General features: G+C 62.4%; 23 protein-coding genes. 22 read left to right on the forward strand and 1 reads right to left on the reverse strand.

Annotated features, from left to right (window positions below; translation table 11 throughout):
* The first annotated feature begins 36 nt into the window (after positions 1-36).
* The 20 genes from BUA94_RS23875 (at position 37) to BUA94_RS05690 (ending at position 18,474) form a co-directional block, all read left to right on the forward strand.
* Positions 37-171 (forward strand): hypothetical protein, encoded by a 135-nt coding sequence (locus BUA94_RS23875; RefSeq protein WP_268877508.1) that lies wholly within the window; start codon positions 37-39, stop codon positions 169-171.
* A gap of 83 nt (positions 172-254) precedes the next feature.
* Entirely contained in the window at positions 255-1,151 is an 897-nt protein-coding gene (locus tag BUA94_RS05605; RefSeq protein WP_073009863.1) for a DUF2163 domain-containing protein, read from the forward strand.
* A gap of 25 nt (positions 1,152-1,176) precedes the next feature.
* Entirely contained in the window at positions 1,177-1,611 is a 435-nt protein-coding gene (locus BUA94_RS05610; RefSeq protein ID WP_073011015.1) for an NlpC/P60 family protein, read from the forward strand.
* Complete coding sequence (locus BUA94_RS05615; RefSeq protein WP_073009868.1) at positions 1,599-5,474, forward strand: baseplate multidomain protein megatron; 3,876 nt, start codon at positions 1,599-1,601, stop codon at positions 5,472-5,474. Before BUA94_RS05610 ends, BUA94_RS05615 begins: the two co-directional genes overlap by 13 nt.
* A complete protein-coding gene (locus BUA94_RS05620) occupies positions 5,467-5,994 on the forward strand; it encodes a DUF2793 domain-containing protein (protein WP_328586277.1) in 528 nt (175 codons plus the stop codon). The genes BUA94_RS05615 and BUA94_RS05620 overlap by 8 nt, the downstream gene beginning before the upstream one ends.
* Positions 5,995-6,069: 75 nt before the next feature.
* Positions 6,070-6,195: a hypothetical protein gene (locus BUA94_RS23920; protein ID WP_328586278.1), complete on the forward strand. Its 126-nt coding sequence runs from the start codon at positions 6,070-6,072 to the stop codon at positions 6,193-6,195.
* 61 nt (positions 6,196-6,256) lie between these two features.
* Positions 6,257-7,198, forward strand: coding sequence for a glycoside hydrolase family protein (locus BUA94_RS05625; protein ID WP_073009873.1), 942 nt, complete (start codon positions 6,257-6,259; stop codon positions 7,196-7,198).
* 35 nt (positions 7,199-7,233) lie between these two features.
* Positions 7,234-7,446: a hypothetical protein gene (locus tag BUA94_RS05630; RefSeq protein ID WP_073011018.1), complete on the forward strand. Its 213-nt coding sequence runs from the start codon at positions 7,234-7,236 to the stop codon at positions 7,444-7,446.
* Positions 7,443-7,856: a hypothetical protein gene (locus tag BUA94_RS05635; RefSeq protein WP_073009876.1), complete on the forward strand. Its 414-nt coding sequence runs from the start codon at positions 7,443-7,445 to the stop codon at positions 7,854-7,856. The genes BUA94_RS05630 and BUA94_RS05635 overlap by 4 nt, the downstream gene beginning before the upstream one ends.
* Positions 7,857-7,967: 111 nt before the next feature.
* Complete coding sequence (locus BUA94_RS05640) at positions 7,968-8,336, forward strand: VOC family protein (RefSeq protein ID WP_073009878.1); 369 nt, start codon at positions 7,968-7,970, stop codon at positions 8,334-8,336.
* 11 nt (positions 8,337-8,347) lie between these two features.
* Positions 8,348-9,046: a helix-turn-helix transcriptional regulator gene (locus BUA94_RS05645; RefSeq protein ID WP_073009881.1), complete on the forward strand. Its 699-nt coding sequence runs from the start codon at positions 8,348-8,350 to the stop codon at positions 9,044-9,046.
* Positions 9,047-9,298: 252 nt separating this feature from the next.
* Positions 9,299-9,565, forward strand: coding sequence for a hypothetical protein (locus BUA94_RS05650; protein ID WP_208979974.1), 267 nt, complete (start codon positions 9,299-9,301; stop codon positions 9,563-9,565).
* Between the two features lie 57 nt (positions 9,566-9,622).
* Positions 9,623-10,291 (forward strand): winged helix-turn-helix domain-containing protein, encoded by a 669-nt coding sequence (locus tag BUA94_RS05655; protein ID WP_073011025.1) that lies wholly within the window; start codon positions 9,623-9,625, stop codon positions 10,289-10,291.
* Positions 10,281-11,741 (forward strand): ATP-binding protein, encoded by a 1,461-nt coding sequence (locus BUA94_RS05660; RefSeq protein WP_084081718.1) that lies wholly within the window; start codon positions 10,281-10,283, stop codon positions 11,739-11,741. Before BUA94_RS05655 ends, BUA94_RS05660 begins: the two co-directional genes overlap by 11 nt.
* Positions 11,742-11,902: 161 nt before the next feature.
* Entirely contained in the window at positions 11,903-12,331 is a 429-nt protein-coding gene (locus BUA94_RS05665) for an RT0821/Lpp0805 family surface protein (protein WP_073009884.1), read from the forward strand.
* A 290-nt stretch (positions 12,332-12,621) separates the two neighbouring features.
* Positions 12,622-14,052 (forward strand): hypothetical protein, encoded by a 1,431-nt coding sequence (locus BUA94_RS05670; protein WP_073009891.1) that lies wholly within the window; start codon positions 12,622-12,624, stop codon positions 14,050-14,052.
* Between the two features lie 184 nt (positions 14,053-14,236).
* The gene (gene ccmI, locus BUA94_RS05675; RefSeq protein WP_073009898.1) at positions 14,237-15,397 is read left to right on the forward strand and encodes a c-type cytochrome biogenesis protein CcmI; all 1,161 of its coding nucleotides are present in this window, start codon (positions 14,237-14,239) and stop codon (positions 15,395-15,397) included.
* 49 nt (positions 15,398-15,446) lie between these two features.
* Complete coding sequence (gene ccmE, locus BUA94_RS05680) at positions 15,447-15,884, forward strand: cytochrome c maturation protein CcmE (RefSeq protein WP_073009903.1); 438 nt, start codon at positions 15,447-15,449, stop codon at positions 15,882-15,884.
* Positions 15,885-15,988: 104 nt separating this feature from the next.
* A complete protein-coding gene (locus BUA94_RS05685) occupies positions 15,989-17,983 on the forward strand; it encodes a heme lyase CcmF/NrfE family subunit (RefSeq protein WP_073009906.1) in 1,995 nt (664 codons plus the stop codon).
* 5 nt (positions 17,984-17,988) lie between these two features.
* Positions 17,989-18,474, forward strand: coding sequence for a cytochrome c-type biogenesis protein (locus BUA94_RS05690; protein ID WP_073009909.1), 486 nt, complete (start codon positions 17,989-17,991; stop codon positions 18,472-18,474).
* A 70-nt stretch (positions 18,475-18,544) separates the two neighbouring features.
* Here BUA94_RS05690 and BUA94_RS05695 read toward each other — a convergent pair whose 3' ends face one another.
* A complete protein-coding gene (locus BUA94_RS05695; RefSeq protein WP_073009911.1) occupies positions 18,545-19,543 on the reverse strand; it encodes a DUF2336 domain-containing protein in 999 nt (332 codons plus the stop codon).
* 180 nt (positions 19,544-19,723) lie between these two features.
* Between BUA94_RS05695 and BUA94_RS05700 the strand changes: the two genes are divergently transcribed.
* Together BUA94_RS05700 and BUA94_RS05705 are read left to right on the forward strand one after the other, a co-directional pair.
* A complete protein-coding gene (locus BUA94_RS05700) occupies positions 19,724-20,401 on the forward strand; it encodes a glutathione S-transferase (protein WP_073011031.1) in 678 nt (225 codons plus the stop codon).
* A gap of 138 nt (positions 20,402-20,539) precedes the next feature.
* Complete coding sequence (locus BUA94_RS05705; protein ID WP_073009913.1) at positions 20,540-22,090, forward strand: Do family serine endopeptidase; 1,551 nt, start codon at positions 20,540-20,542, stop codon at positions 22,088-22,090.
* The last annotated feature ends 41 nt before the right edge of the window (positions 22,091-22,131 follow it).

A 22,131-nucleotide genomic window follows, 5' to 3' on the forward strand; every position in this document is an offset into this window, starting at 1 on the left:
TATTGTTCCGACTATCCAGTCATAGGGAGAAGTGTGATGACTACTCAAGCTCAAAAGCAAGCGATCATAGAAGCTGTCCATTATGCACTTGATGTGATTGGAGTCTCTGGTCTGAAGAGCACGCCTCTTTTCCTGTCGAACAATCGCCAGGAAGCCAAAGAAGCGGCATAAGACACCTTCTGAAGCAGCTTTCAAAAACCCGGCCTTGTGCCGGGTTTTTTGTTTTTTCTCCCTAGAAATTGTAGAGCCTCCAAATGAAAACGATCCCAACGGATCTTGCCGCACGCCTGTTGCGGCGGGAGACGACGCTTGCGCTTTGCTGGGTGGTGACCCGGACGGATGGCGTTCAATGCGGGTTTACCGATCATGACCGGCCGGTGTCCGTTTCAGGTGTGACTTGCCTGCCGGAGAATGGGCTGGAAGCCTCGGCCCGCACCAGCGGTCCGGGGTTCGCGGCAGCTGCCGGGGATGTGGCAGGCGCGCTCAGCGGCCCGGCCTTGAGCGAGGATGAGCTGGAGGCGGGCCTTTGGGACGGGGCAGAGGTGAGCGTTCATCTGGTCGACTGGAGCGCCGGGGGCAGCGTTTCGATGGCTTTGCGCCGGGCCAGGATCGGTGAGGTCAGCCGAAAGGGGGCAGCCTTTCAGGCGGAACTCCGGGGTCTCGCCCATGTGCTGGAGGCCAGGTATGGCCGGGTCTATTCGCGCAGCTGCGATGCGGATCTCGGCGATGCGCGCTGCGGCGTGGATCTGGAGGACCCTGACTACACCACGGTGGCAGTGGTCGTCTCCGCGACGGCCGCGGGCGATGTGCAGCTGGTGGGCGCTGGAACCTATGAGGAAGGCTGGTTTACCGGTGGTCTGCTGAAGGTGCTGGATGGGGAGCGGCAAGGCTTTGCCAGCGAGATTGCCAACCATACCCTGACTTCGACAGGGGCGCTGATCTCCCTCTGGCAGGCCCCGCCAACGGCTCTTGCGGCCGGGATCGAGGTTCTGATTTCGGCCGGATGCGACAAGCGTTTTGCCACCTGCCGGGCAAAATTCGCCAATGGGCTGAATTTCCAGGGTTTCCCCCATCTGCCGGGAACGGACTTCGTACTCTCCTATCCCACCCGCAACACGGGCACCAATGATGGAGGTCCGCGTGTTTCCTGAAACAGGTGATGCCGATGGAGCGGTCATGCGGGATAGGGCGCTGGCCGAAGCGCGGCTGTGGCTCGGAACGCCCTACCGTCATCAGGCAAGTTGTCTCGGGGCGGGCTGCGACTGCCTTGGTCTCCTGCGCGGGGTCGTGCGCGGACTGTACGGGCGGGAGCCCGAAGAGGCGCCGGACTATCCGCCGGACTGGTCCGCGGCCGGTCGCGAGGACCTGATGGAGGCGGGGCGGCGCTGGCTGATGGAAATCGCCATCGAGGCGGCGCTGCCTGGTGACGTTCTTCTGTTCCGCTGGCGTGACGGTGTGCCCGCCCGCCATGTGGGGCTGCTCTCCGAAGGCCAGAGGCTCATCCATGCCTATGAGCGGGTGGGGGTGATCGAAAGCCCGCTGGTGCCGGCCTGGCGCAGAAGAATTTCCAATGCATTCCGTTTTCCGGGAGAAGCGTCATGGCAACCTTGATCCTTGCGGCTGCCGGGTCTGCTGTTGGCGGGCTGTTCGGCCTTGGGGGGACCGGAGCGATCCTCGGCAAGGCGGTTGGAGCGGTGGCTGGCGCCGGGATCGACCGGCTTCTGTTTGGGTCCAAACGCACAGTTGAAGGCTCGCGCCTGTCGGATCTGACGGTGCAGACCTCCAACGAAGGCGCGCCCTTGCCGCTGGTCTACGGCAGGGTGCGGCTGGCGGGACAGGTGATCTGGGCAACCAACTTCGAGGAAGTGGTGAGCGAGGAAAGCGCCGGGGGCAAGGGCGGGGGCTCGTCCACGACCGTGCGGAGCTTTTCCTATTTTGCCAATTTCGCCGTGGCGCTGGCGGAGGGGCCGATCACCCGCATCGGAAGGGTCTGGGCGGATGGCAAGGAGCTGGAAACGGCGGGTCTCTCCATGCGCGTCTATAGAGGCACGCGGGATCAGGAGCCGGATCCGCTGATCGCCGCACTTCAGGGCGAGGCTCCGGCCTATCGCGGCACGGCCTATGTGGTGTTCGAGCGGCTGGCGCTGGCCGATTTCGGCAACCGCATTCCGCAGCTTGCTTTCGAGGTCCTGCGGGCGATCGAGCCGCTGGAAAGCCAGATCCGGGCCGTGACCATGATCCCGGGGGCGGGGGAATTCGTCTATTCCACCGTGCCGGTCAGCCAGACCTTGCTTCCGGGCGAAACGGAAAGCCTCAACCATCATTCGAGCCTTGCGGAAACCGACTGGGCCGCCTCGCTGGACGATTTGCAGGCGGTCTGCCCGGCGCTGGAAAGCGTGGCCTTGGTGGTGACCTGGTTCGGCGATGACCTGAGGGCCGGGCAATGCCTGTTCCGGCCGAAGGTAGAGGAAGCCGCAAAAACCACGGCGGGCATGACTTGGTCGGTGGCGGGACTGGCGCGGGAGGAGGCATTTGCCGTTTCGTCGCGATCTGGAGCTCCGGCCTTTGGGGGGACGCCTGCGGATGCCAGTGTGCTTGCGGCAATTGCCGATCTCAAGGCACGGGGCCTTCGGGTGATGCTCTATCCCTTCCTGATGATGGACATCCCGGAGGGCAATGGCCTGCCGGATCCGGAGGGCGGCGCGGAGCAGCCGGTCTATCCTTGGCGGGGGCGGATCAGGGCGGTGGGCGATGTTCACAGCGACGCGGCCAGTTTCTTTGGAACCGTGACGGCTGCGGATTTCACGGTCGCGGGTGGTGCGGTCAGCTATCACGGACCTGCGGAATGGTCGTACCGCCGGCATATCCTGCATATGGCGGCGCTGGCAAAAGCGGCCGGGGGAGCCGATGCCTTTCTGATCGGATCGGAGCTGAGGGAACTGACGGGCGCGCGAGCCGGAGATGGCAGCTTTCCCTTCGTTGAAGGACTGGCTGCTCTGGCGGCAGAGGTGCGGGCACTGCTGGGATCTGACACCCGCCTCTCCTATGCGGCTGACTGGTCCGAATATGGCGGGCGGCAAATGGCCGGTGGAGATCTGCGGTTCCCGCTGGACCGGCTCTGGGCGGATCCGGCCATCGACTTTGTCGGCATCGACAATTATCTGCCGATGGCGGACATGCGCGAGGGTGGCGATCCGGATGGCAACCGGGATCCCTATGATCTGAGCCTGTTGAGGGCAGGGATCAGGGGCGGGGAATATCACGACTGGTATTATGCGAGCGATGAGGACCGGCAGGCAGGCAGCCGCAGTCCGATCAGTGATGGGGCCTATGGCAAGCCCTGGGTCTACCGGTCCAAGGATGTGAAGGGGTGGTGGGAGAACAGCCACTTCGAGCGCACAAGTGGCGTGGAGGAGGCAAGCCCGACCGCCTGGGTGCCCATGTCGAAGCCGGTCTGGTTCACCGAACTTGGCGTTCCGGCGGTGGATCTGGGCGCGAACCAGCCGAATGTCTTTTCCGATCCGAAGTCCTCCGAGAGCGCCTTGCCTCATTTCTCCAGGGGAACGCGGGACGATCTGATCCAGCGGCGGGCGCTGGAAGCCTCCTTGAGCTTCTGGGATGACCGGCATCCGGATCTCCCGCAGGGGGAAAATCCGGTCTCGCCGGTCTATGGCGGGCGGATGGTGGACCCGGCCAACATTCACCTGTGGACCTGGGACGCGCGCCCTTATCCGGCCTTTCCGAACTATGGGGACGTCTGGGCGGACGGGGAAAACTGGCAGACTGGCCATTGGCTGAACGGCCGGCTGGGGAGCGTGTCGCTGGGCGGGCTGGTGCGGCGGCTGCTCGATGATTTCGGCATTGCTTCCGAGGATGTGGCAGTGGGCAGCCTGAGCGGCGTGGTGGAGGGGCTGGCGGTTGCGGGCCCTGTGTCCGCCCGGCAGATCCTTGAGCCGTTGCTGGATGCCTTTGGGGCAAGCGCGAGCGATCAGGGCACGCAGGTGCTCATCAGCGACACAGGAACTTTTGCCACAGTCGAACTTGGCCTTGAGGATCTGGCGGAGGCATCGGACGGGGAGGCAATCCTGAGCCGGACACGGGCGCAGGAGAGCGAGCTTGCCTCCGAGGTGCGTTTGTCGGCGGAAGACCCATCCGCAGATTATCAGCGCAGGGTCGCGGCATCGCGCAGGCTGTCCGGTGGAAGCCGCGATGTGGAGACGGTGGATCTGGAAGCCGTGGTGGATCCGGGCGTACTGCAACAGGCCGCCGACCGTCGGCTGGCGCGGATCTGGGGCGAGCGGGAGCGGCTGACGCTGACCCTGTCGCCCCTGCGGCCCGATCTGGAACCGGGGGATGTGGTGTCCCTGGCCAGTGTTCCGGGGCAGAGCTTTTCGCCGCCCCTGACGCTTCGGATCGAAAGCATCGAAGACACGGACTTGCGCAAGGTCGAGGCTTTGCGCACCGGGGCGACGCGGGCGGCTGTGTCCGCCACGCCCTTGTCCGGATCGGTGCCCTTCCGCAGTTCGGATGCGGGGGTGCCCCATGGGTTCCTGATGGATCTGCCGGTGCTGGAAAGTTCGGAAGATGGCCTCTCGCCAAGGCTTGCCGCCTTTGCGCGGCCATGGCCCGGCAGCATGACCCTTGTGCGTTCGGCCGGAGACAGCGGTTTTGAAACGGTGCTGAGCGTGACCCAGCCGGCCACAATGGGGCGTTTGAAGACTTCGCTCCTGGCCGGGCCGGTGGATGTCTTTGACCGGATGAACATGCCGGAAGTGGAGATGTTCGGCGGGTTGCTCCAGTCCCGCCCTCTGGAACAGGTGCTGGCCGGAGCCAATGCGCTGGCGGTGTGCACCAGCGGCGGCGGGTTCGAGATCCTGCAATTCGTCGAAGCGGTGCTGACCGGATCCCGGACCTGGCGGTTGAGCCGGCTTTTGCGGGGGCAGAAGGGAACCGAGCCGGAGATGCTGACCGGCGCTGCTGCGGGAAGTGACGTGGTTTTGCTGGATGGCGGTGGAGCTTCCTTGGTGCCGGTGGCTGCCGGACTGAAGGGGCTTGGCCTGTCCTACCGGCTGGTGCCGGGCGGCCTGTCGCTGGAGGACAGCCGGGTGCTGGCGTTTTCTCATGCGGCAAGCGGGCGGGGGCAGGTGCCGCTGGCGCCGGTGCATCTGAAGGCGCGCCGGACCGGCGGCGGGGTGCTTTTTACCTGGATCCGCCAGACCCGCCTCAATGGGGACAGCTGGGAGCAGGCGGAGGTGCCGCTGGCAGAAGAGCAGGAAGCCTATGTGGCCGAAATCCTCGGGCCGGGCGGTGCAGTTCTGCGCAGTTTCAGTCTTGCAACGCCGCAAGTGCTTTATCCGGCAGCCAGCGAAATGGCCGATTTCGGCTCGCAGCAATCCACTCTCACTTTGGCCGTCTGCCAGTTTTCCGCAGCCGCAGGCCGTGGCCCCACGAGAAAGGCGATCCTTTATGTCTGACACAGTCCGGCTGGCCTTGCCGCTGCTTGCGGCAGCGCAGGCCCAGAAACACGTGACCCACAACGAGGCTTTGCTGCGGCTGGATGCGCTGACGCAGCCGCTGTTCAAGAGCCGCTCCCTGTCCGAGCCACCTGCCGATCCGGAGGAGGGAGCGCTTTGGCTGGTGGCGGGTGGCGCGGCAGGGGATTGGCTTGGCAAGGACGGCAGGATCGCCCTGTGGCTGGATGGGGCCTGGCTCTTCCTCACCGCCTTCGAGGGAATGACGGCTGTCGCCGCGGATGAAGAGACGGTGATCACCTTTCTCGGCGGGGAATGGCGGCAGCAGGCCGGGATGGTTCTCGAAAATACTCTCGTGGCCCAGTCTCCCCATGGGGCCGAGACCCGCATCGCGGTTCTTGAGGCGACCTTGAGTGGCCTGTCCGGGGCCTATGCGGAGACGGCTCCGCTGATCCCGAACCGGGCCGTGGTCTTAGGGGTGTCAACCCGCACTGTCACAGCGGTCACGGGTGCTGCGTCCTAGGACTGCGGACTGGCGGGGGAGACCTCGAAATTCGGCGGATCACTTGGCATTTCCGCAGGTGCGACAAATGCCGGGGTGATCGGGCCGACGGCCTTTTACAGTGACACGCCCGTCCGGGTGACCGCCAACGGCGGCAGCTTCACCGGCGGCACGGTCCGCGTCGCCGTCCATTGCATGCTGCCGGTGGTGCCGCAGGGGTGAGCTGCAAGCCGGACCTTTGACAGGGGCTGAGACTGGGGCTGATGGGAAGACGGGGGGACATATGAAAGTCAGTGAGAGGGGGCTTGCGTTTATCGCGGCCCATGAAGGATTTGCCTCGCGGGCCTATCTGGATCCGGCAGGCGTTGTGACCATTGGATATGGTTTCACCATGCGCTCGCGCATTTTTGCATCCTGGTGGCTGAGCCGGCATGGCGGCCCCCTGAAGGTGGGCAATGTGCTCAGCCGGGAGGACGCCAGCAAGCTGCTCCTGACCATGCTGGACGAGGAATATGCGCCGCCGGTCGAAAAGGCGCTCGCGCATCTGACCCAGTCCGAATTCGATGCCTGCGTGTCGGTGATCTACAATCTGGGCGCACGGGCGCTGGGCTGGAAATGGGCAGCGGCCCTGCGCTCAGGAGACCGGGACGGGGCTGCCCGGCTGCTCGCTCAGACGGGGGTGACGGCGGGCGGGCGCAGGCTGAAAGGGCTGGAGCGCCGCCGCAAGGATGAAGCGGACCTCTTGAAGACCGGAGACTATGGATCTGCGGTCTTCCCCCTTGGTCCGAATGAGGCGGCAACCGATCCCGCGGTTCACGAGGCACAGGCAGCTCTGACCCAACTTGGCTATCAGCCCGGACCTGTTGATGGCCTTTCCGGACAGCGCACCAAGGCGGCTGTGCGGGCATTCCAGCGGGACAACCCGCCCTTGCTTGTGGACGGCCAGATCGGCCCGGCCACGCTTTCCCTTCTTTCCCGGCTGATGGCCAAAAAGGGTGCCGAGCGCACGGGCGCTGGCCTGGGGCTGGCCGGATCGGGGGCGGTCAGTCTCGCCGGCTTCCATTGGCAGTCCGCGCTTCTGGCAGGGCTCTGCCTGCTGCTTCTTGTGCTGGCCATTGGTGTCGTCTGGCGCTTCCGGGGGCGGATTGCGGCGGTCGTCACGTCGCTTTGGATGCAGAGCGGGGCTAAGCGCTGGGTGGGACGGGAGAGCACGGCTTCGTCCTGAAACGGGAAATGCGGCTGGCGGAAAGGAGCTCGAAGATGGAAGGCTGGAAAACCCTCGTTTTCAACGGAGCCATTGGGCTTCTGGTGATCGTGAAGGAGCTTGTGACTTATACGTCCGGGTTTGACTGGTCGGCGATCCTGCCACACCAGACGGCGGAGATGGTCATTTTGGGCCTCGGGATTGCCAATATCGTGCTGCGCCATGTGACCGTTGGACCGGCGGGCTGGCGCAAGAGTGCCAAACCATGATGGCGCTGCTCTTGAAATTCCTGTCCGGTGCCCTGCTGGACAGGCTGCTGTCTCATATGGAGCGGCGGCTGGACAGTGCGACGGAACGCGAACGCATTGGCGCGGAGCTGGCGGCGGAGGAAATCAAGGGCGAGATTGCCGCCCGATCGGAAGCCCGCAAGGTGCTCCTGGCCGAGGCGGATCATTTCTTCTCGGCCGCACGGCTCGGGCGGCTCGCCTTCGTGCTGCCCTTGGGGCTCTGGTGGGCGGCAGTGTGCCTGGACAGCGTGTTTCATTTCGGCTGGAGGATTTCGGAAGTGCCGGTTCTGCGGGACTGGGGCGGGGCGATCATCACCAGCCTGTTTCTGGTTGATGGCGCGCGCGGGCTGGCCCGGGGCTGGAAGGCTCAGGGCGGCAAGGCAGGGGGCTGACAATTTTTGGGCATGGCAAGATTCTGACATGGCAAGACAAGGCTCCTGACAGAAGGCTGTCAGGAGGGCTTTGCTAAGGTTCTCCCGTCAACGCATAACAGGGAGATCCTGATGACTTTCAAACCTGCAAATACCATGGTCTGGTTCGAGCTGCCCGTGTCGGACCTCGACAAGGCGATTGCCTTTTACAATGAGGTGTTCCAGACAGAGCTGGAGCGGGTGGCGATGCAACCCAACGAGATCGCCATGTTCCCGGTGGAAAAGGGCGGCCGGTCTGGCCATCTTTATCCCGGCAAGCCGCCGGCACGGGGCACAGGTCCGACCATTCATCTGCTCTGCCCGGACAAGCTGGCCGACACCATGGAGCGTTTCGTGAAGGCTGGCGGTGAAATGGTCTCCGACCCGATCACCATCCCGGCGGGCACATTCGCCTATGGAATGGACCCGGATGGCAACTCCATCGGTCTGTTCACCAGTTAAGAGGCAAAGGAATGCGCCGCGCCGACCGACTGTTCCAGATTGTCCAGTACCTGCGTGGCGGGCGGCTTGTGCGCGCCCGTCAGTTGTCGGAATGGCTGGAAGTGTCGGAGCGGACCATTTATCGCGACATCGCGGATCTTCAGACCTCGGGCGTGCCGATCGATGGTGCGGCCGGGGTCGGCTATATTCTAAGGGCCGGTTTCGATCTGCCGCCGCTGATGTTTTCCCGCGACGAGATCACCGCGCTGATGGCCGGAGCCCGGCTGATCCGCGCCTGGGGCGGCACGGAAATGGCGCGGGCGGCGGAAGAAGCCCTGGTCAAGATCGATGCGGTGCTGCCGGACGCGGTGCGACAAAGCACGTCGGAAGTGCAGATCCACGCGATTGCGCCGGAGATGACCCAGGAGCTGCGGCTCAGGATCGATCTTCTGGAGCGGGCCAGCAACCGCCGGTCCAGGCTTCATGTGGTCTATGCCGACCGGGAAGGGCAGGGCAGTGACCGCACGCTGCGGCCGTTGGGGTTGTGGTTCTGGGGCAAGGTCTGGACACTGGTGGCCTGGTGCGAGCTGCGCGATGATTTTCGCATGTTCCGCCTGGACCGGATGCAGTCCATCGCTGATACGGGCGAGACCTTTCAGAAGGAGCCCGGCAAAACCCTGCAGGATTTTTACCGGAGCATGGAAGCGCGGAGAAAATCCGCGGACTGTTGAGTGCAGCGTCCCGAGAGCGGGGGGAGCGGCGCTTCGATTTTTCCATTCGAATTTATTGCCTCAATCCTGTCCCTGAAGACCCGGTTCAGGTTCCATTCAGGTGTCATCCCGTATTTCAAAGGTCATATTCCGGTTGACGGGCAAGGCAGGACTGCCAAGTTACGCAATCGGGACAAACCGGTGGCGGAAGGGTGTGGCCGTTCTGCCTGAAATGGAACCGCGGCGCTTGCCGCAGGCGTGTGGGACAGACAGGTGAAACATTTTCTTGCCGTGATCATGCTGACATTTCTGGCGCTGGGCCAGATGCAGGCTGCTGCGCAGGCTCAATGCCTTTCGCAGGCAGAGGCCCGTGATGCGGTGGCGAGCGGCAAGGCAGCCTCTCTCGGATCGCTGAAGGGGGCTGCGGGCGGAGAGATCGTCAAGGCCCAGCTGTGTGTCGAGGGCGGGCAATATGTCTACCGGCTGTCTGTTCTGATTGGTGGGCAGGTCAAGACGGTCGTGCTGCCTGCAGGCCGCTGAGCCTTTTCATTTCTTTTGGGCTCCCATGAGCCGGATATCATTTTTGGGAAGAACCGCATGCGTTTGCTCGTCGTTGAAGATGATGCCGATCTGAACCGCCAGCTCGTGACCGCCTTGGGAGAGGCTGGCTATGCCGTCGACAAGGCGTTTGACGGCGAGGAAGGCCATTTCCTGGGCGATACGGAGCCTTATGATGCGGTGATCCTGGATCTGGGGCTGCCAAAGCTCGATGGCCTGTCCGTGCTGGAAAACTGGCGCCGGGATGGCAAGACCATGCCGGTCCTGATCCTGACAGCCCGTGACCGCTGGTCTGACAAGGTAGCTGGTATTGACGCAGGCGCCGACGACTATGTGGCCAAGCCCTTTCACATGGAAGAAGTGCTGGCACGGGTGCGGGCGCTGGTGCGCCGGGCGGCAGGTCATGCCTCCAACGAGATCATCTGCGGTCCGATCCGTCTGGATCTCAGGGCAGGCCGCGTGACGGTGGATGGTGGTCCGATCAAGCTGACCTCCCACGAATACCGGCTGCTTTCCTATCTTCTGCATCACCGGGGCAAGGTGATTTCCCGCACCGAGCTGACCGAACATCTTTATGAGCAGGACTTCGACCGGGATTCGAACACCGTGGAGGTTTTCGTCGGCCGCCTGCGCAAGAAGATCGGCTCGGACATGATCGAGACCGTGCGCGGGCTTGGCTACCGTCTGGGGGATCCGGTTGACGAATAAGACCGCCTCCGAACCGTCAGGAAAGCCTGCCGCTCCCCTGGCAGAACGGCTGAAGCTTGCCTCTGGCTGGCGCCGCCGGTCCCTGTCGCGCCGGCTCGTACTGGTGGCTGCCGGATGGTCGGTGCTCGCATTGGCGATTGCCTGGGTGATCCTGGTCGGCCTTTACCGGACGGCCAGCGAGCGGGCCTTTGATGCCCAGCTCGAAGTCTATGCCAAGACGATCCTTTCAGAGATGGTGCCGGATGCAACCTCGGCGGATGTGCCCAGGGAAACCCAGGCGATGCTTGCGGTTCAGGCACCGAAGGGGATCATCGAACCGCGCTTTTCCCTGCCGCTTTCCGGCTGGTACTGGACCGTGCGCAGCGGCGAGACCGGACGCATTCTCTTTGCTTCGCCGTCATTGGTCGGAGATCCGCTGACCGTTGCTAGCCTAGAGGGTGAGGAGGCGCAGAGCGCCTTTGGAACGGGCCCGGGAGGAGAAGAACTTCGGGTCCGCCAGCAGAGGGTCCGGTTCGGCAATGCCACCTATATCATTGCGGTTGCTGCCGGGACTGCAGGGTTCCGGGCGGATCTTGCCCAGTTCACGCAGATGGCCGCCTTGACGCTGGCCGTCATCGGAGCCGGGCTGACCGGCGCGGTGTTCCTGCAGGTCCGGATCGGTCTGAAGCCTCTGGTCCGGCTGCAAGCGTCGCTGGCCGCCGTGCGCCGGGGGGATGAGGAAACGATCGACGAGGACCTGCCGGTGGAGATTGCGCCGCTGGCCGTCGAACTCAACGCGCTGATCCATTCCAACCGGGAAATTGTCGAGCGGGCCCGGACCCATGTGGGCAATCTGGCCCATGGCTTGAAGACACCCTTGAGCGTGATTTCCAACGAGGCCAGAGCTGCACAGGGACCGCTTGCAGACAAGGTGAGCGAGCAGGCGGCGATCATGTCGACGCAAATCCAGCATCACCTGGAGCGGGCCCGCATGGCGGCGCAACGGCGGGTGATCGGCGTCTCTTGCGATGTCGATCCGGTGCTTGGCAGGCTGTGCCGGGCCATGGGCAAGATCTATCAGGACAGGGGCATTCAGTTGTCTCAATCGGTTCCGGCCGGCTTAAGATTCCGCGGTGAGCAGCAGGATCTTGAAGAACTCTCCGGTAACCTGATCGACAACGCCTGCAAGTGGGCGAAGGGCAGGGTGACTGTGAGCGTTCAGCCCCTGGCCCAGAGCGGGGTGGGACGCGAGCTGTTCGAACTGGTCGTGGAGGATGACGGGCCGGGCTTGAGCCAGGAGGAGCGGCGGGAAGCGGTGAAGCGTGGCCGCCGTCTGGACGAGACGGTTCCGGGCACGGGTCTGGGGCTTTCCATCGTTGCAGATCTGGCCGCGCTCTATGGCGGCAGGCTGGATCTGGACCGCTCGGTAATGGGCGGTTTGAAGGCAAGTCTGGTGTTGCCGGCCATTTGACAAGTGCTGGACGTAGGGTAAGATCGATCAGCTGGTTTGCATTCCTCTCAAGTGTGACCGGCATCACAAAAAAAATGCAACGACTGGCCTACTCCGGCCATAAAGTACCCCTATTTCTGACAGGGTCCGGTCATGCCCGGATCCTTTGACCGGAGCGATAGATGCGGTTTCTTCCCGCGGCAGCAACAGTTTTGATCGTGTCGGCAGCACTTGCCGGCTGTTCGACCGTCTCTGGAAACGGCCAGGCGAGTTCCTGGGCCGGCTCTTCCGGTGTGGCTGAAGCAGAGGCAAGCACTGCTATCTCGGTTCTTTTGAACAATGAGTTTGGCCAGGCACTCGACGTTTCCGACCACAAGGCGGTCGCAGAAGCGCAGAGACAGGCATTGCGCTCCCAGGGTGTAGGCAACGCAGTTGCCTGGCAGAACAGCACCACTGGCCGCAGCGGACAGGTGCGCCCAGGGCCGATTTATCAGGTCAATGACACCACTTGCCGTGAATTCGTTCACGAAATGAATCTGTCGACCCGGCATCTGGTCTCGCGTGGCACAGCCTGCCGTCAGGACGATGGATCCTGGAAAACCCTGGGTTAAGCTGCATCCGGAAAGTACTTTTACTTATAATGGGTTGCGGAAGAGGTTTTTTCGCTTCAGATCAAGTCTGAAGCACGGTTGGAACGACCTTGAAGTGCATGTCCAGCTCTGCTCAAAACGATTAAGGCCTTGGGCGTTAAAGGCTTTCTGTCGAAAGTCTTGAAAGTGGGATACTTCTCCTCAACCATTGCTTAAGCGTTCTCGACCTAAGGTTCCGTGTTGGAATGCCTTTGGAACGCTAACAGGCCATGACGAACCCCGAACTGGTTTCGAATAAAATCAGGAGCTATTTGCAGGATCTTAGCCCCAAGGCTGTCGAGGGGCTGGTTCGGAGCCTCGAGCGCGCGCGGGCCGAAGGCTCGAATGATCCGCATTTCGAACTGATTCTTACGGTCTCTGCGCAAATGCTCCGGCAGTTCCAGCCGAGCGAAGCAGAAAGCCGGGCCTGGCGGCTTCGTCAGGGGCAGGTTCAGCGCAAGTTTTTTCAACCGCTTGACGAATTTCTCGTGACCGAGTTCCTGCCCAACAAGCAGGAAGGGCGTATTCACCGGGATGTGCTGGACCGGGTGTGGACCTGGCTTGGCCGTGACCTCTTGCCGTCCGATGTGAAAAAGGTTCTGGATCTGGCGCTGCGGCCGAAAGTCAGCGATGACAAGCTGGATCTGCTGGTTTCCAACCTGCGCCGGACCGCCCTTGATGCCATGAGCAATGCGCTGCATCAGATTGACCGCTCCGACAAGGAGCGCCGGCGGCTGAGCATCGAGGTGGGCGGGGAACGCGGCATTGCCGATCTCAAGGACATCAACAAGATCTTCGGGGCTGAAGACTGGCTGATGCCCCTGCTTCAAGTCGTGCCTGAAACGCTCAATGAGAAGAAGTTCCGCGCAGACACCAGCATTCTGCGGATCGTGCAGCGTTGTTCCGAGCGCTTTCCGGATCATGTGCCGGTGGTGGCCGTTGCGCTGATGGAGCGCGCGGATTCGCCATCGGATCTCGCCTGCTTTGCCGGTCGGCTGGCAAACACGACCGACGCAAAGCTGATCAGCGCTTCCCGCTTTGCTCCGTTTATCGACGTGGTTCTAAGCGAGGCCGAGCGGCTCAACATGCTGGCGCAGGAGCATCGCAAGCATAATCCGGACCCGGTTGCCTTCTCCACGGCCCTGTCTGACTACCATAACCTGGTGAAGGGGCTGGAGCAGGATCTGGAATTCTCCCACAGCAGCACCTGGCACAAGCGGCTTTCCGAGACCAAACGCGAGATTTCTGCGTCCGTTACCAGCGAACTGCAGAACGCCATGGCTGCGGTGCGCCGCTCCCTGCAGGTGCCGAAGACGGATGCCGCTGGCAATCTCAAGATCGACAGTGCGTCGATCGATGAGGCGGTTCGCGCTCTGAGGACCGCTGTGATGGTGCGCAACGGGTCGGAGACGTTCGCGGTCAATGATGTGGGCAAGCGCACCCGCCAGGTCATTGAGCAGACGCTGGAAATCGTGACCCGGTCGCTTATTTCCGATCTCAGCAAGCAGCCGGATCAGGATGTGGCGGCGCATCTTTCCGCTGTCGATACGGCGATCATGCTGTCCGACATCTATTTCGGCGGGGACTATTCCGCCCAGCTCAAGCGTAGCCGCCAGACGGCGCTGGAGAAGCAGCGCACGGCTCCCAAGGGCCCCGAGTTTCCGTTCAAGCCGGAAACGCTGCAGATTTCCGTCGCCGAATAGCTGCTCACGTCCGGAAAACAGGCTGGATGACCAATGGGTTCGTCAGCGCGTGGTGCCATTGCTGGGCCTGCTCGCGGGAATGTGACCGGAAAATCCTCATAGACTTAGGAAAACTCCTACCGCGACCGCAGGTCACAGATGGCCAGACTTGCCTTCTACAGGGGTGCTGGGTCTATATGCTTCCATGATATTCTGGATCCTGATTGCGGCCTTGACGGCTGCTGCTGCGCTCACCGTTCTCGTGCCGTTCGCCCGTGCCAATGCCGGGCGCTCTGGTGCTTCCCTGACCGGGGCTGCCGCAGATGCGGCGGTCTACCGCCAGCAGCTTGCCGAGGTTGACAAGGATCTCGAGCGGGGTGTGATCGACGCGGAAGCTGCAAGAGCGGCCCGGGCAGAGATCGCCCGGCGCCTTTTGTCTGCTGCTGATGCTGAGACCGCCGAGGCTGGAAGTCCTGTTCTGGCGAACTGGCCGCGCAAGCTGGTCTTCGTGGTGGCCGCGATGCTCCTGCCGGCCGGTGCCTTCGGGATCTACACGGCCATCGGCGAGCCGGATCAGCCGGACCAGCCCCTGATTGCCCGTCTTTCCGCGCCGGCCGAGACCCAGTCGGTTCAGATGCTCGTGGCCCGGGTGGAGCGTCACCTGGCTGACAATCCCAATGACGGCGAAGGCTGGGCCGTGCTGGCTCCGGTCTATCTGCGGATGGGCAATGCGCAGTCGGCGGCTCAAGCCTATTTCAATACGATCCGGCTTCTCGGGCCGACTGCCAAGCGGCAAGCTGACTATGGTGAAGCGCTGACCATGGCCAACAATGGCATAGTCAGCGCGGATGCCAATGCAGCCTTTGAAAAATCCGTCGAGTTGGACCCGAAAATGGCCAAGGCCCGGTTTTTCCTTGCGCTGGCCCTTGGTCAGGAAGGCAAGACGGACGCCGCGGTTGCTGCCTGGAATGCTCTGCTTGATGGTGCTGATCCGAACGAGCCCTGGGTTCCGGCAGCTCAAAGACAGCTGGCCGAGCTGAAGGGCGGGCCGGTTGCAGCGCCAGGTGCCGCTGGCGGGCAGGGCGAGGCTCTTCCGGGACCTTCGGCGGCCGATGTGACTGCTGCCCAGTCGATGAATGCCGATGATCGCACGGCGATGATCCGGGGCATGGTCGAGAACCTGGCCGGACGTCTGGCAGATGGCGGCGGAACGGTGGATGAATGGCTGCGCCTGATCCGGGCCTATGTGGTTCTGGATGACAAGGGCAAGGCGGAGGAGGCTCTGGCCTCAGCGCGGCAAAACCTGGCGGATGATGCCGGGGCGCTGAGCCAGATCAATGCATTTGCGAGCGAAGCAGGCCTTTAAGGGTTCCTGAGGGGCGGATCCTTGAAGGTGAAATGATGGACGCGAAACCATGACACGTAAACAAAGGCGCTTGACCATGATCGGCGCTGCCGGAGCTGTTCTGGCGGCCGCAGTCGGTCTCATCCTTTATGCGCTGAATGATCAGATCGTCTTCTTTCAGAGCCCCACGGATGTGGTCGAGAAAGGCATTGGCCCCGGCCAGCGCATCCGGCTGGGCGGTCTGGTGGAGGAAGGCTCGGTTGTCCGGGCCGATGATGCGCATGTCACCTTCAGCGTGACCGATACCAGCAACACCGTGAAGGTCACCTACACCGGGATCCTGCCGGATCTTTTCCGGGAAGGGCAGGGTGTTGTGACCGAAGGCATGGTTGGCCCCGATGGTGTTTTCGTTGCCGACAACGTGCTGGCCAAGCATGATGAGAATTATGTTCCCAAGGAAGTCGCCGAAGCGCTGAAGAAGCAAGGCGTCTGGAAGGGTGATAACTGACGGCATGCCGGCCGGGATGAGGTGAGACCACCCATCCGCCAGCGTGGTGTCCAACAAACCTGCAAGCCGGGCGAAAGCCGGTCGGCAGGAGGGCGGGAGAGCCAATGATCGTTGAACTCGGACATTTCGCACTGGTGCTGGCCCTGGTGCTGTCGCTGGTCCAGTCCGTTCTGCCAGTGACGGGAGCGCTCAAGGGCGACAACCGGCTGATGGCGGTCGCTCCGCCTGTGTCGGTCATGCTGTTCCTGCTGGTTGGCCTGTCCTTTGCCGCTCTGACCATGGCCTATGTGACCTCGGACTTTTCGGTGGTGAATGTCTGGGAGAATTCCCATTCGACCAAGCCGCTGATCTACAAGATCTCCGGCGTCTGGGGCAATCACGAGGGCTCTGTGCTGCTGTGGGTGCTGATCCTGGTGTTCTTCGGGGCGCTGGTCGGCGCATTCGGCAGCAACATTCCGGCTCCCTTGCGCTCTGCCACCTTGAGCGTTCAGGCCTGGATCACAGCCGGGTTCCTCCTGTTCATTCTGGCGACAAGCAATCCCTTTGCGCGCATCGCGCAGGCGCCGATCGAAGGCAATGACCTTAACCCGATCCTGCAGGACATCGGGTTGGCGATCCATCCGCCGCTGCTTTACGTCGGCTATGTCGGCTTCTCGATCACCTTCTCTTTTGCCGTTGCCGCGCTGATGCTGGGGCGCATTGATGCCGCCTGGGCGCGCTGGGTGCGGCCGTGGACGCTGCTGGCCTGGGTGTTCCTGACCCTTGGCATCTCCATGGGCTCCTATTGGGCCTATTACGAGCTCGGCTGGGGCGGCTGGTGGTTCTGGGATCCGGTTGAAAACGCATCGCTGATGCCCTGGCTGGCCGGGACTGCGCTGCTCCATTCGGCACTGGTCATGGAAAAGCGCGAGGCGCTGAAGGTCTGGACGATCCTGCTTGCGATCTTCACCTTCTCCCTGTCGCTGCTCGGCACCTTCCTGGTGCGCTCCGGCGTGCTGACCTCGGTTCATGCCTTTGCGACGGATCCGGCACGCGGCATCTTCATTCTCGTGCTTCTGTGCCTGTTCATCGGCGGGTCATTGACCCTTTATGCCTGGCGTGCGCCGATGCTGAAGCAGGGCGGATTGTTTGCGCCGATCAGCCGTGAAGGTTCTCTGGTGCTGAACAACCTGTTCCTGACGGCGGCGACCGTGGCTGTTTTTGTCGGCACGCTTTATCCGCTGGCGCTTGATATTGTCACCGGCGAGAAGATCTCGGTCGGGGCACCATTCTTCAACCTGACCTTCGGCCCGATCCTCGTGCCGCTGCTGATGGCCATTCCCTTCGGTCCGGTTCTGGCCTGGAAGCGCGGCGATCTGCTGGCGGCAAGCCAGCGGCTTTACGCGGCCTTCGGCATTGCGCTTGCCGCCTGTCTCTTCTGCTTCTGGCTTTGGGGCATGAAGATGGTTCTGGCGCCTCTGGGTGTCGGCCTGGCGGTCTGGGTGATGGTTGGGGCAGCCGCTGAAATTCTAGGCCGTATCCGTTTGCGGGACGTCGGGCTTGCCCGGGGCATCTCGCGCCTGACCGGTCTTCCGGGATCCGTCTGGGGCACGGCAATTGCCCATTTCGGCGTTGGCGTGACCCTTCTCGGCATCGTGACGGCTTCAGCCTTCCAGGTCGAACAGATCCGGACCATGAAGCCTCAGGATATTGTCTCGCTGGAAGGTTTCGACATGACCTTCGAGGGCGCTGTTCCGCGTAAGGGACCGAACTACACCGAAGAGGTTGCCCATTTCACCGTTCGGCAGGGCGGCGTTGAAATTGCCCGGCTGGATCCGTCCAAGCGCGTCTATACCGCTCGCCAGATGCCGACAACGGAAGCGGCAATTCTGACCCTGGGTGTGTCTCAGCTTTATCTGTCGCTGGGCGAGAGCCGGGGCGATGGTGCGGTCGATGTTCGCGTCTATTACAAGCCGTTGATCACCCTGATCTGGATCGGCTGCGTGATCATGGCGTTCGGCGGACTGGTGTCGATTGCCGACAGGCGTCTGCGTGTCGGGGCTCCCAAACCTGCCCGCAAGTCCAAGGCAGCAGCACCTGCTGCCCAGCCTGCGGAGTGAGGGGCATGAGACAACTCAGAACCTTAACCGCTGCTTTCGGACTTCTTCTGGCCAGCCTTGCGCCTGTGCTTGCCGTTGCGCCCGATGAGGTGTTGAAGGATCCCGTTCTGGAAGGCCGGGCCCGCGAGCTGTCGGCTCATCTGCGCTGCATGGTCTGCCAGAACCAGTCGATCGACGACAGCGATGCGCCTCTCGCCAAGGATCTGCGAATCCTTGTCCGTGAGCGGCTGGTGGCTGGGGACAGCGATGAGGAGGTGGTCGACTATCTCGTCTCGCGCTATGGCGAATTCGTTCTGCTCAAGCCCCGGTTTGCCTGGCATACGGCGATCTTGTGGTTTGCGCCGCTGGTAGCCTTGATCGGCGGTCTGGTTGGGCTGTTTTTGGCGATCCGCAAGCGGTCTGCCAAAACCGCGGAAGGGGTGCGTGAAGTGCCGTTGACCGAGGAAGAAGAAGAGCGGCTGATCAAGCTTCTCGACAAGAGCGGCTCCTGAGACCGGATTCCGGGCTCTGGCTGCGTCGAAATTGGATCGATGAGCGGGCCTCGGGGCCCGGCATTGCCGGTCAGGCGGCCTGAAGCGTTCCCATGAAGCGCAGCTTGGCTTTCAGCAGGCTGGTCATCCGCCGGGCGTCTTCCGGCGTCAGCACGTGATAATTTGTCAGCCACTTGTTGCCGGTCGACGCCGGGAACTTCAGATGAGCGCAGCGTGCCTTGCAGATGGCTGCATATTCGCTGTCCGGAATGCCGATGGCGCGGCACAGAACCGATGTGCCGGTGGCATCGTAGCGCATCATGTAATGGGCGACCTGCGGCTGGGTCATGCCAAGCGCTGCGGCAATCAGATGGCTGATGTCGAGCAGGTTCTTCTCGAAGGCGAGCTGTGAGATGGCCTTGACGAGAGACACATGGCCGTCGCGGATGCCCGCGATCCACTGAGCCGGTTCCATGCGCCGGGGGCGCTTTGGCAGCGGGTCGCCAACCATGGCCTCTGACGGATCCCGGTAGAGTTCCTTCAGCAAATCGTCGGTGGACTTGCGCAGGTGGCGGATCTTGTCGCCCATCTGCTTGGGCAGTTCGGCGATGATGCGCTCGAGATCTTCCTGGGAAATCTCGGCGCCGATGTTCATGGCCACTGTGCCCTTGACCTCGCGGCTGCCGCGTTCGACCAGTTTTTTGGCCAGACGGCTGCTGAGATAGTTGCGCTTGGCAAGTGACTGAAGGTGGCCCTTGTCCATGGTCGAGGCGACCTCTAGGAGATGAGGTTCCTTCAAGGCGTAGGACTTTTCCAGGATCGGCCGGGCGATCTCCAGATCATCCATGGCGAGCTTCATGGCAAGGCTGGGGGAGGTGCTGTCGATGGAGGCGAGCCGCTCGGAAATTGTCTTGCGGTCTTCCACGCTGAGCCGGTCGTAAACGCCTTCCAGCAGACCGTTGTAGACGGTCAGCTCTTCCTCGCGCTGTGTGTGAGCGCGGGAGGAATAGAGGTCTGTTACGTGATCGACCAGTTGATGCCGCTTGGCGTCGGAACTGTCTCTCGCGAGCTCAACCAATGAATCCAGCATGCAAGCACTTCCAGTTAGATACCAAATTCCTAACACGGGAATTCTTCACAATTGTATAAGGTTTTCCGTCAGAAGCCGATGACGGTCCTGAAGGGAACGGGCGGGCAGGATTGTCTTCCACAGGTTGCTCGCCGGATCGAACTGCTTGACGAGGCTTGGATTTTGCCGGAAACGGGAGACATGTCCGAGCTCCCCATCCTTTATTCGTTCCGTCGATGCCCCTATGCGATGCGGGCAAGGCTCGCCATCCGCGCTTCCGGGCTTCAGGTGGAAATTAGGGAAATCCTATTGCGCGACAAGGCGCCGGAGTTCCTGGAAACCTCGCCGAGCGGCACCGTGCCCTGTCTGCGCACGCCTGAAGGCTCGATTATCGATGAAAGCCTGGACGTGATGCTCTGGGCCCTCGGCGAACGTGATCCTGATGGCTGGCTCACTCCAGAATTTGGAACTCTGGATGAAATGCTGGGGCTGGTCGCCCGGATAGATGGCCGGTTCAAGCGGCATCTTGACCGCTACAAATACGACACGCGCTATCCGGAGGCGAATTGCGGGCAGGAGAGGGCCGCTGCGGCGGGCATACTCCTTGAGCTGAATGACCACCTTGCGAAGGCGCCCTGGCTTTATGGCCAGAGGGCAAGCCTTGCTGACTTTGCGATCCTGCCCTTCGTCCGGCAGTTTGCCAATGTCGACCGGGACTGGTTTGACCGTGAGAACTGGCCATCTCTTGCGCGCTGGCTGCGAGACTTCGAGGCAAGCGCTGCATTCGCTGAGGTCATGGCGAAGCTGAAGGTCTGGCAGGCAGGGGACGCGCCCGTGTTCTTTGGCGGACCTTCTGCGGGACCCTCTCAAATCCTTTGAAGATTACAAAAGCTTAATCCTCCCGACAGGCGGCTGTAAGGCAGCCGGTTCCATATTCAATCTCGACACAGCGGCAAGGGATCATCCCCGCGATCCAAAAAGCCGCCTCCAGACAAACAGTCATCGAGGTTGACGAACATGAGCGCATCTGAAGTTTCTTCCAGCACCACCGCCAAGAAGGGTTTCTTCCGCCGCCGCAAGACCCAGCTTCTGGCTGGCGTCATGGCTCTGGGCATGGCCGGTGCCCTGTCTGTCCAGACCATCATTCCGAACCAGCTTGCCTTTGCTGATCCGGTTCAGGTTCAGACCACCGGCCCGGCGGATTTCTCTCCGGTCGTCAAGGCCGTGCAGCCGGCGGTAGTCAGCGTCAAGGTCAAGCAGGAGCTGGAACCCAAGGCGATGGCCTTCGGCAATGACGCTCCGGACTTCTTCAACGATCTGCCGGATGGCCACCCTCTGAAACGCTTCTTCCGCCGCTTTGGTGAAGATGGCCAGGGGCAAGGCAATGGCAACGGCTGGCAGGGCAAGCCGCAGCCGCACCGCTATGGCATGGCCCAGGGCTCAGGTTTCTTCATCACCGATGACGGCTATCTCGTCACCAACCAGCATGTGGTCGACAAAGGCACCCAGTTCACGGTCGTTACCGACGATGGCACCGAGTATGATGCTAAGCTGGTGGGCGCAGACAAGCGCACGGATCTCGCCTTGCTCAAGGTCGATGCAAACAAGAAGTTCACCTATGTGAAGTTCGCCGAAGATGCGCCGGTGGTCGGTGAATGGGTTCTGGCGATCGGCAACCCCTTCGGTCTCGGTGGTTCCGTGACGGCGGGCATCGTCTCCGCCCGTGGCCGCGACATCGGGGCCGGACCTTATGATGACTTCATCCAGATCGATGCGCCGATCAACCACGGCAACTCGGGTGGACCAGCCTTCAACATGAAGGGTGAAGTTATCGGCATCAATGCCGCGATCTACTCACCTTCCGGCGGCAACGTCGGCATCGCCTTTGCAATTCCCGCCTCGACAGCAGAAGGTGTCGTCAAGGATCTGAAGGACGATGGCTCGGTTGTCCGCGGCTGGCTGGGCGTCCAGATCCAGGCGGTTGGCAAGGACATTGCCGAAAGCCTCGGCCTTGAAGAGCCGAAGGGTGCAATCGTTGCGGAAGCGCAGGATGGCAGTCCGGCCGCAAAGGCTGGCCTCAAGGCTGGCGACACGATCCTGGCCGTGGATGGCACCAAGATCGACGGACCGCGCGAACTGTCCAAGCTGATTGCGCATTATGCGCCGGACACCAAGGTGGACGTGACCGTCTGGCGTGACGGCAAGACCAAGGACATCGAAGTGACCCTTGGCAAGCTGAACGATCCGGACAAGGTGGCCTCTGCGGAGACCGGTGACCAGAAGACCAGTCTTGATGACCTGGGCCTGGCTCTTGTTCCCGCCGACCAGGCCGGTGAAGACGGCGACGGCGTCGTGGTTGCCGACATCGATCCGGATGGTCCGGCTGCCGAAAAGGGACTGCGCCAGGGCGACCGGATCGTGGAAGCCAACGGTATGGCCGTGCATGAACCGGCAGATGTCTCCAAGGCTCTGACCACCGCTGAAAAGGATGGCCGCAAGGCAGTCCTGTTCCGGATCGAAGGCGAAAACGGATCCCGCTTCGTCGCCCTGCCGGTCAAGGCTGGCTGATCCAACCCCATCCGGCGGGCCGGACGCATCGCCCCCCATCC

This window comes from Roseibium suaedae (genome assembly GCF_900142725.1).
GTDB lineage: Bacteria > Pseudomonadota > Alphaproteobacteria > Rhizobiales > Stappiaceae > Roseibium > Roseibium suaedae.

Bases quoted from the DNA above. Each gene is read 5' to 3' on its own strand.
- BUA94_RS23875 (WP_268877508.1), top strand. From the start codon at position 37: ATGACTACTCAAGCTCAAAAGCAAGCGATCATAGAAGCTGTCCATTAT.
- BUA94_RS05605 (WP_073009863.1), top strand. From the start codon at position 255: ATGAAAACGATCCCAACGGATCTTGCCGCACGCCTGTTGCGGCGGGAG.
- BUA94_RS05610 (WP_073011015.1), top strand. From the start codon at position 1,177: ATGCGGGATAGGGCGCTGGCCGAAGCGCGGCTGTGGCTCGGAACGCCC.
- BUA94_RS05615 (WP_073009868.1), top strand. From the start codon at position 1,599: ATGGCAACCTTGATCCTTGCGGCTGCCGGGTCTGCTGTTGGCGGGCTG.
- BUA94_RS05620 (WP_328586277.1), top strand. From the start codon at position 5,467: ATGTCTGACACAGTCCGGCTGGCCTTGCCGCTGCTTGCGGCAGCGCAG.
- BUA94_RS05625 (WP_073009873.1), top strand. From the start codon at position 6,257: ATGAAAGTCAGTGAGAGGGGGCTTGCGTTTATCGCGGCCCATGAAGGA.
- BUA94_RS05630 (WP_073011018.1), top strand. From the start codon at position 7,234: ATGGAAGGCTGGAAAACCCTCGTTTTCAACGGAGCCATTGGGCTTCTG.
- BUA94_RS05635 (WP_073009876.1), top strand. From the start codon at position 7,443: ATGATGGCGCTGCTCTTGAAATTCCTGTCCGGTGCCCTGCTGGACAGG.
- BUA94_RS05640 (WP_073009878.1), top strand. From the start codon at position 7,968: ATGACTTTCAAACCTGCAAATACCATGGTCTGGTTCGAGCTGCCCGTG.
- BUA94_RS05645 (WP_073009881.1), top strand. From the start codon at position 8,348: ATGCGCCGCGCCGACCGACTGTTCCAGATTGTCCAGTACCTGCGTGGC.
- BUA94_RS05655 (WP_073011025.1), top strand. From the start codon at position 9,623: ATGCGTTTGCTCGTCGTTGAAGATGATGCCGATCTGAACCGCCAGCTC.
- BUA94_RS05665 (WP_073009884.1), top strand. From the start codon at position 11,903: ATGCGGTTTCTTCCCGCGGCAGCAACAGTTTTGATCGTGTCGGCAGCA.
- ccmI (WP_073009898.1), top strand. From the start codon at position 14,237: ATGATATTCTGGATCCTGATTGCGGCCTTGACGGCTGCTGCTGCGCTC.
- ccmE (WP_073009903.1), top strand. From the start codon at position 15,447: ATGACACGTAAACAAAGGCGCTTGACCATGATCGGCGCTGCCGGAGCT.
- BUA94_RS05685 (WP_073009906.1), top strand. From the start codon at position 15,989: ATGATCGTTGAACTCGGACATTTCGCACTGGTGCTGGCCCTGGTGCTG.
- BUA94_RS05690 (WP_073009909.1), top strand. From the start codon at position 17,989: ATGAGACAACTCAGAACCTTAACCGCTGCTTTCGGACTTCTTCTGGCC.
- BUA94_RS05695 (WP_073009911.1), bottom strand. From the start codon at position 19,543: ATGCTGGATTCATTGGTTGAGCTCGCGAGAGACAGTTCCGACGCCAAG.
- BUA94_RS05700 (WP_073011031.1), top strand. From the start codon at position 19,724: ATGTCCGAGCTCCCCATCCTTTATTCGTTCCGTCGATGCCCCTATGCG.
- BUA94_RS05705 (WP_073009913.1), top strand. From the start codon at position 20,540: ATGAGCGCATCTGAAGTTTCTTCCAGCACCACCGCCAAGAAGGGTTTC.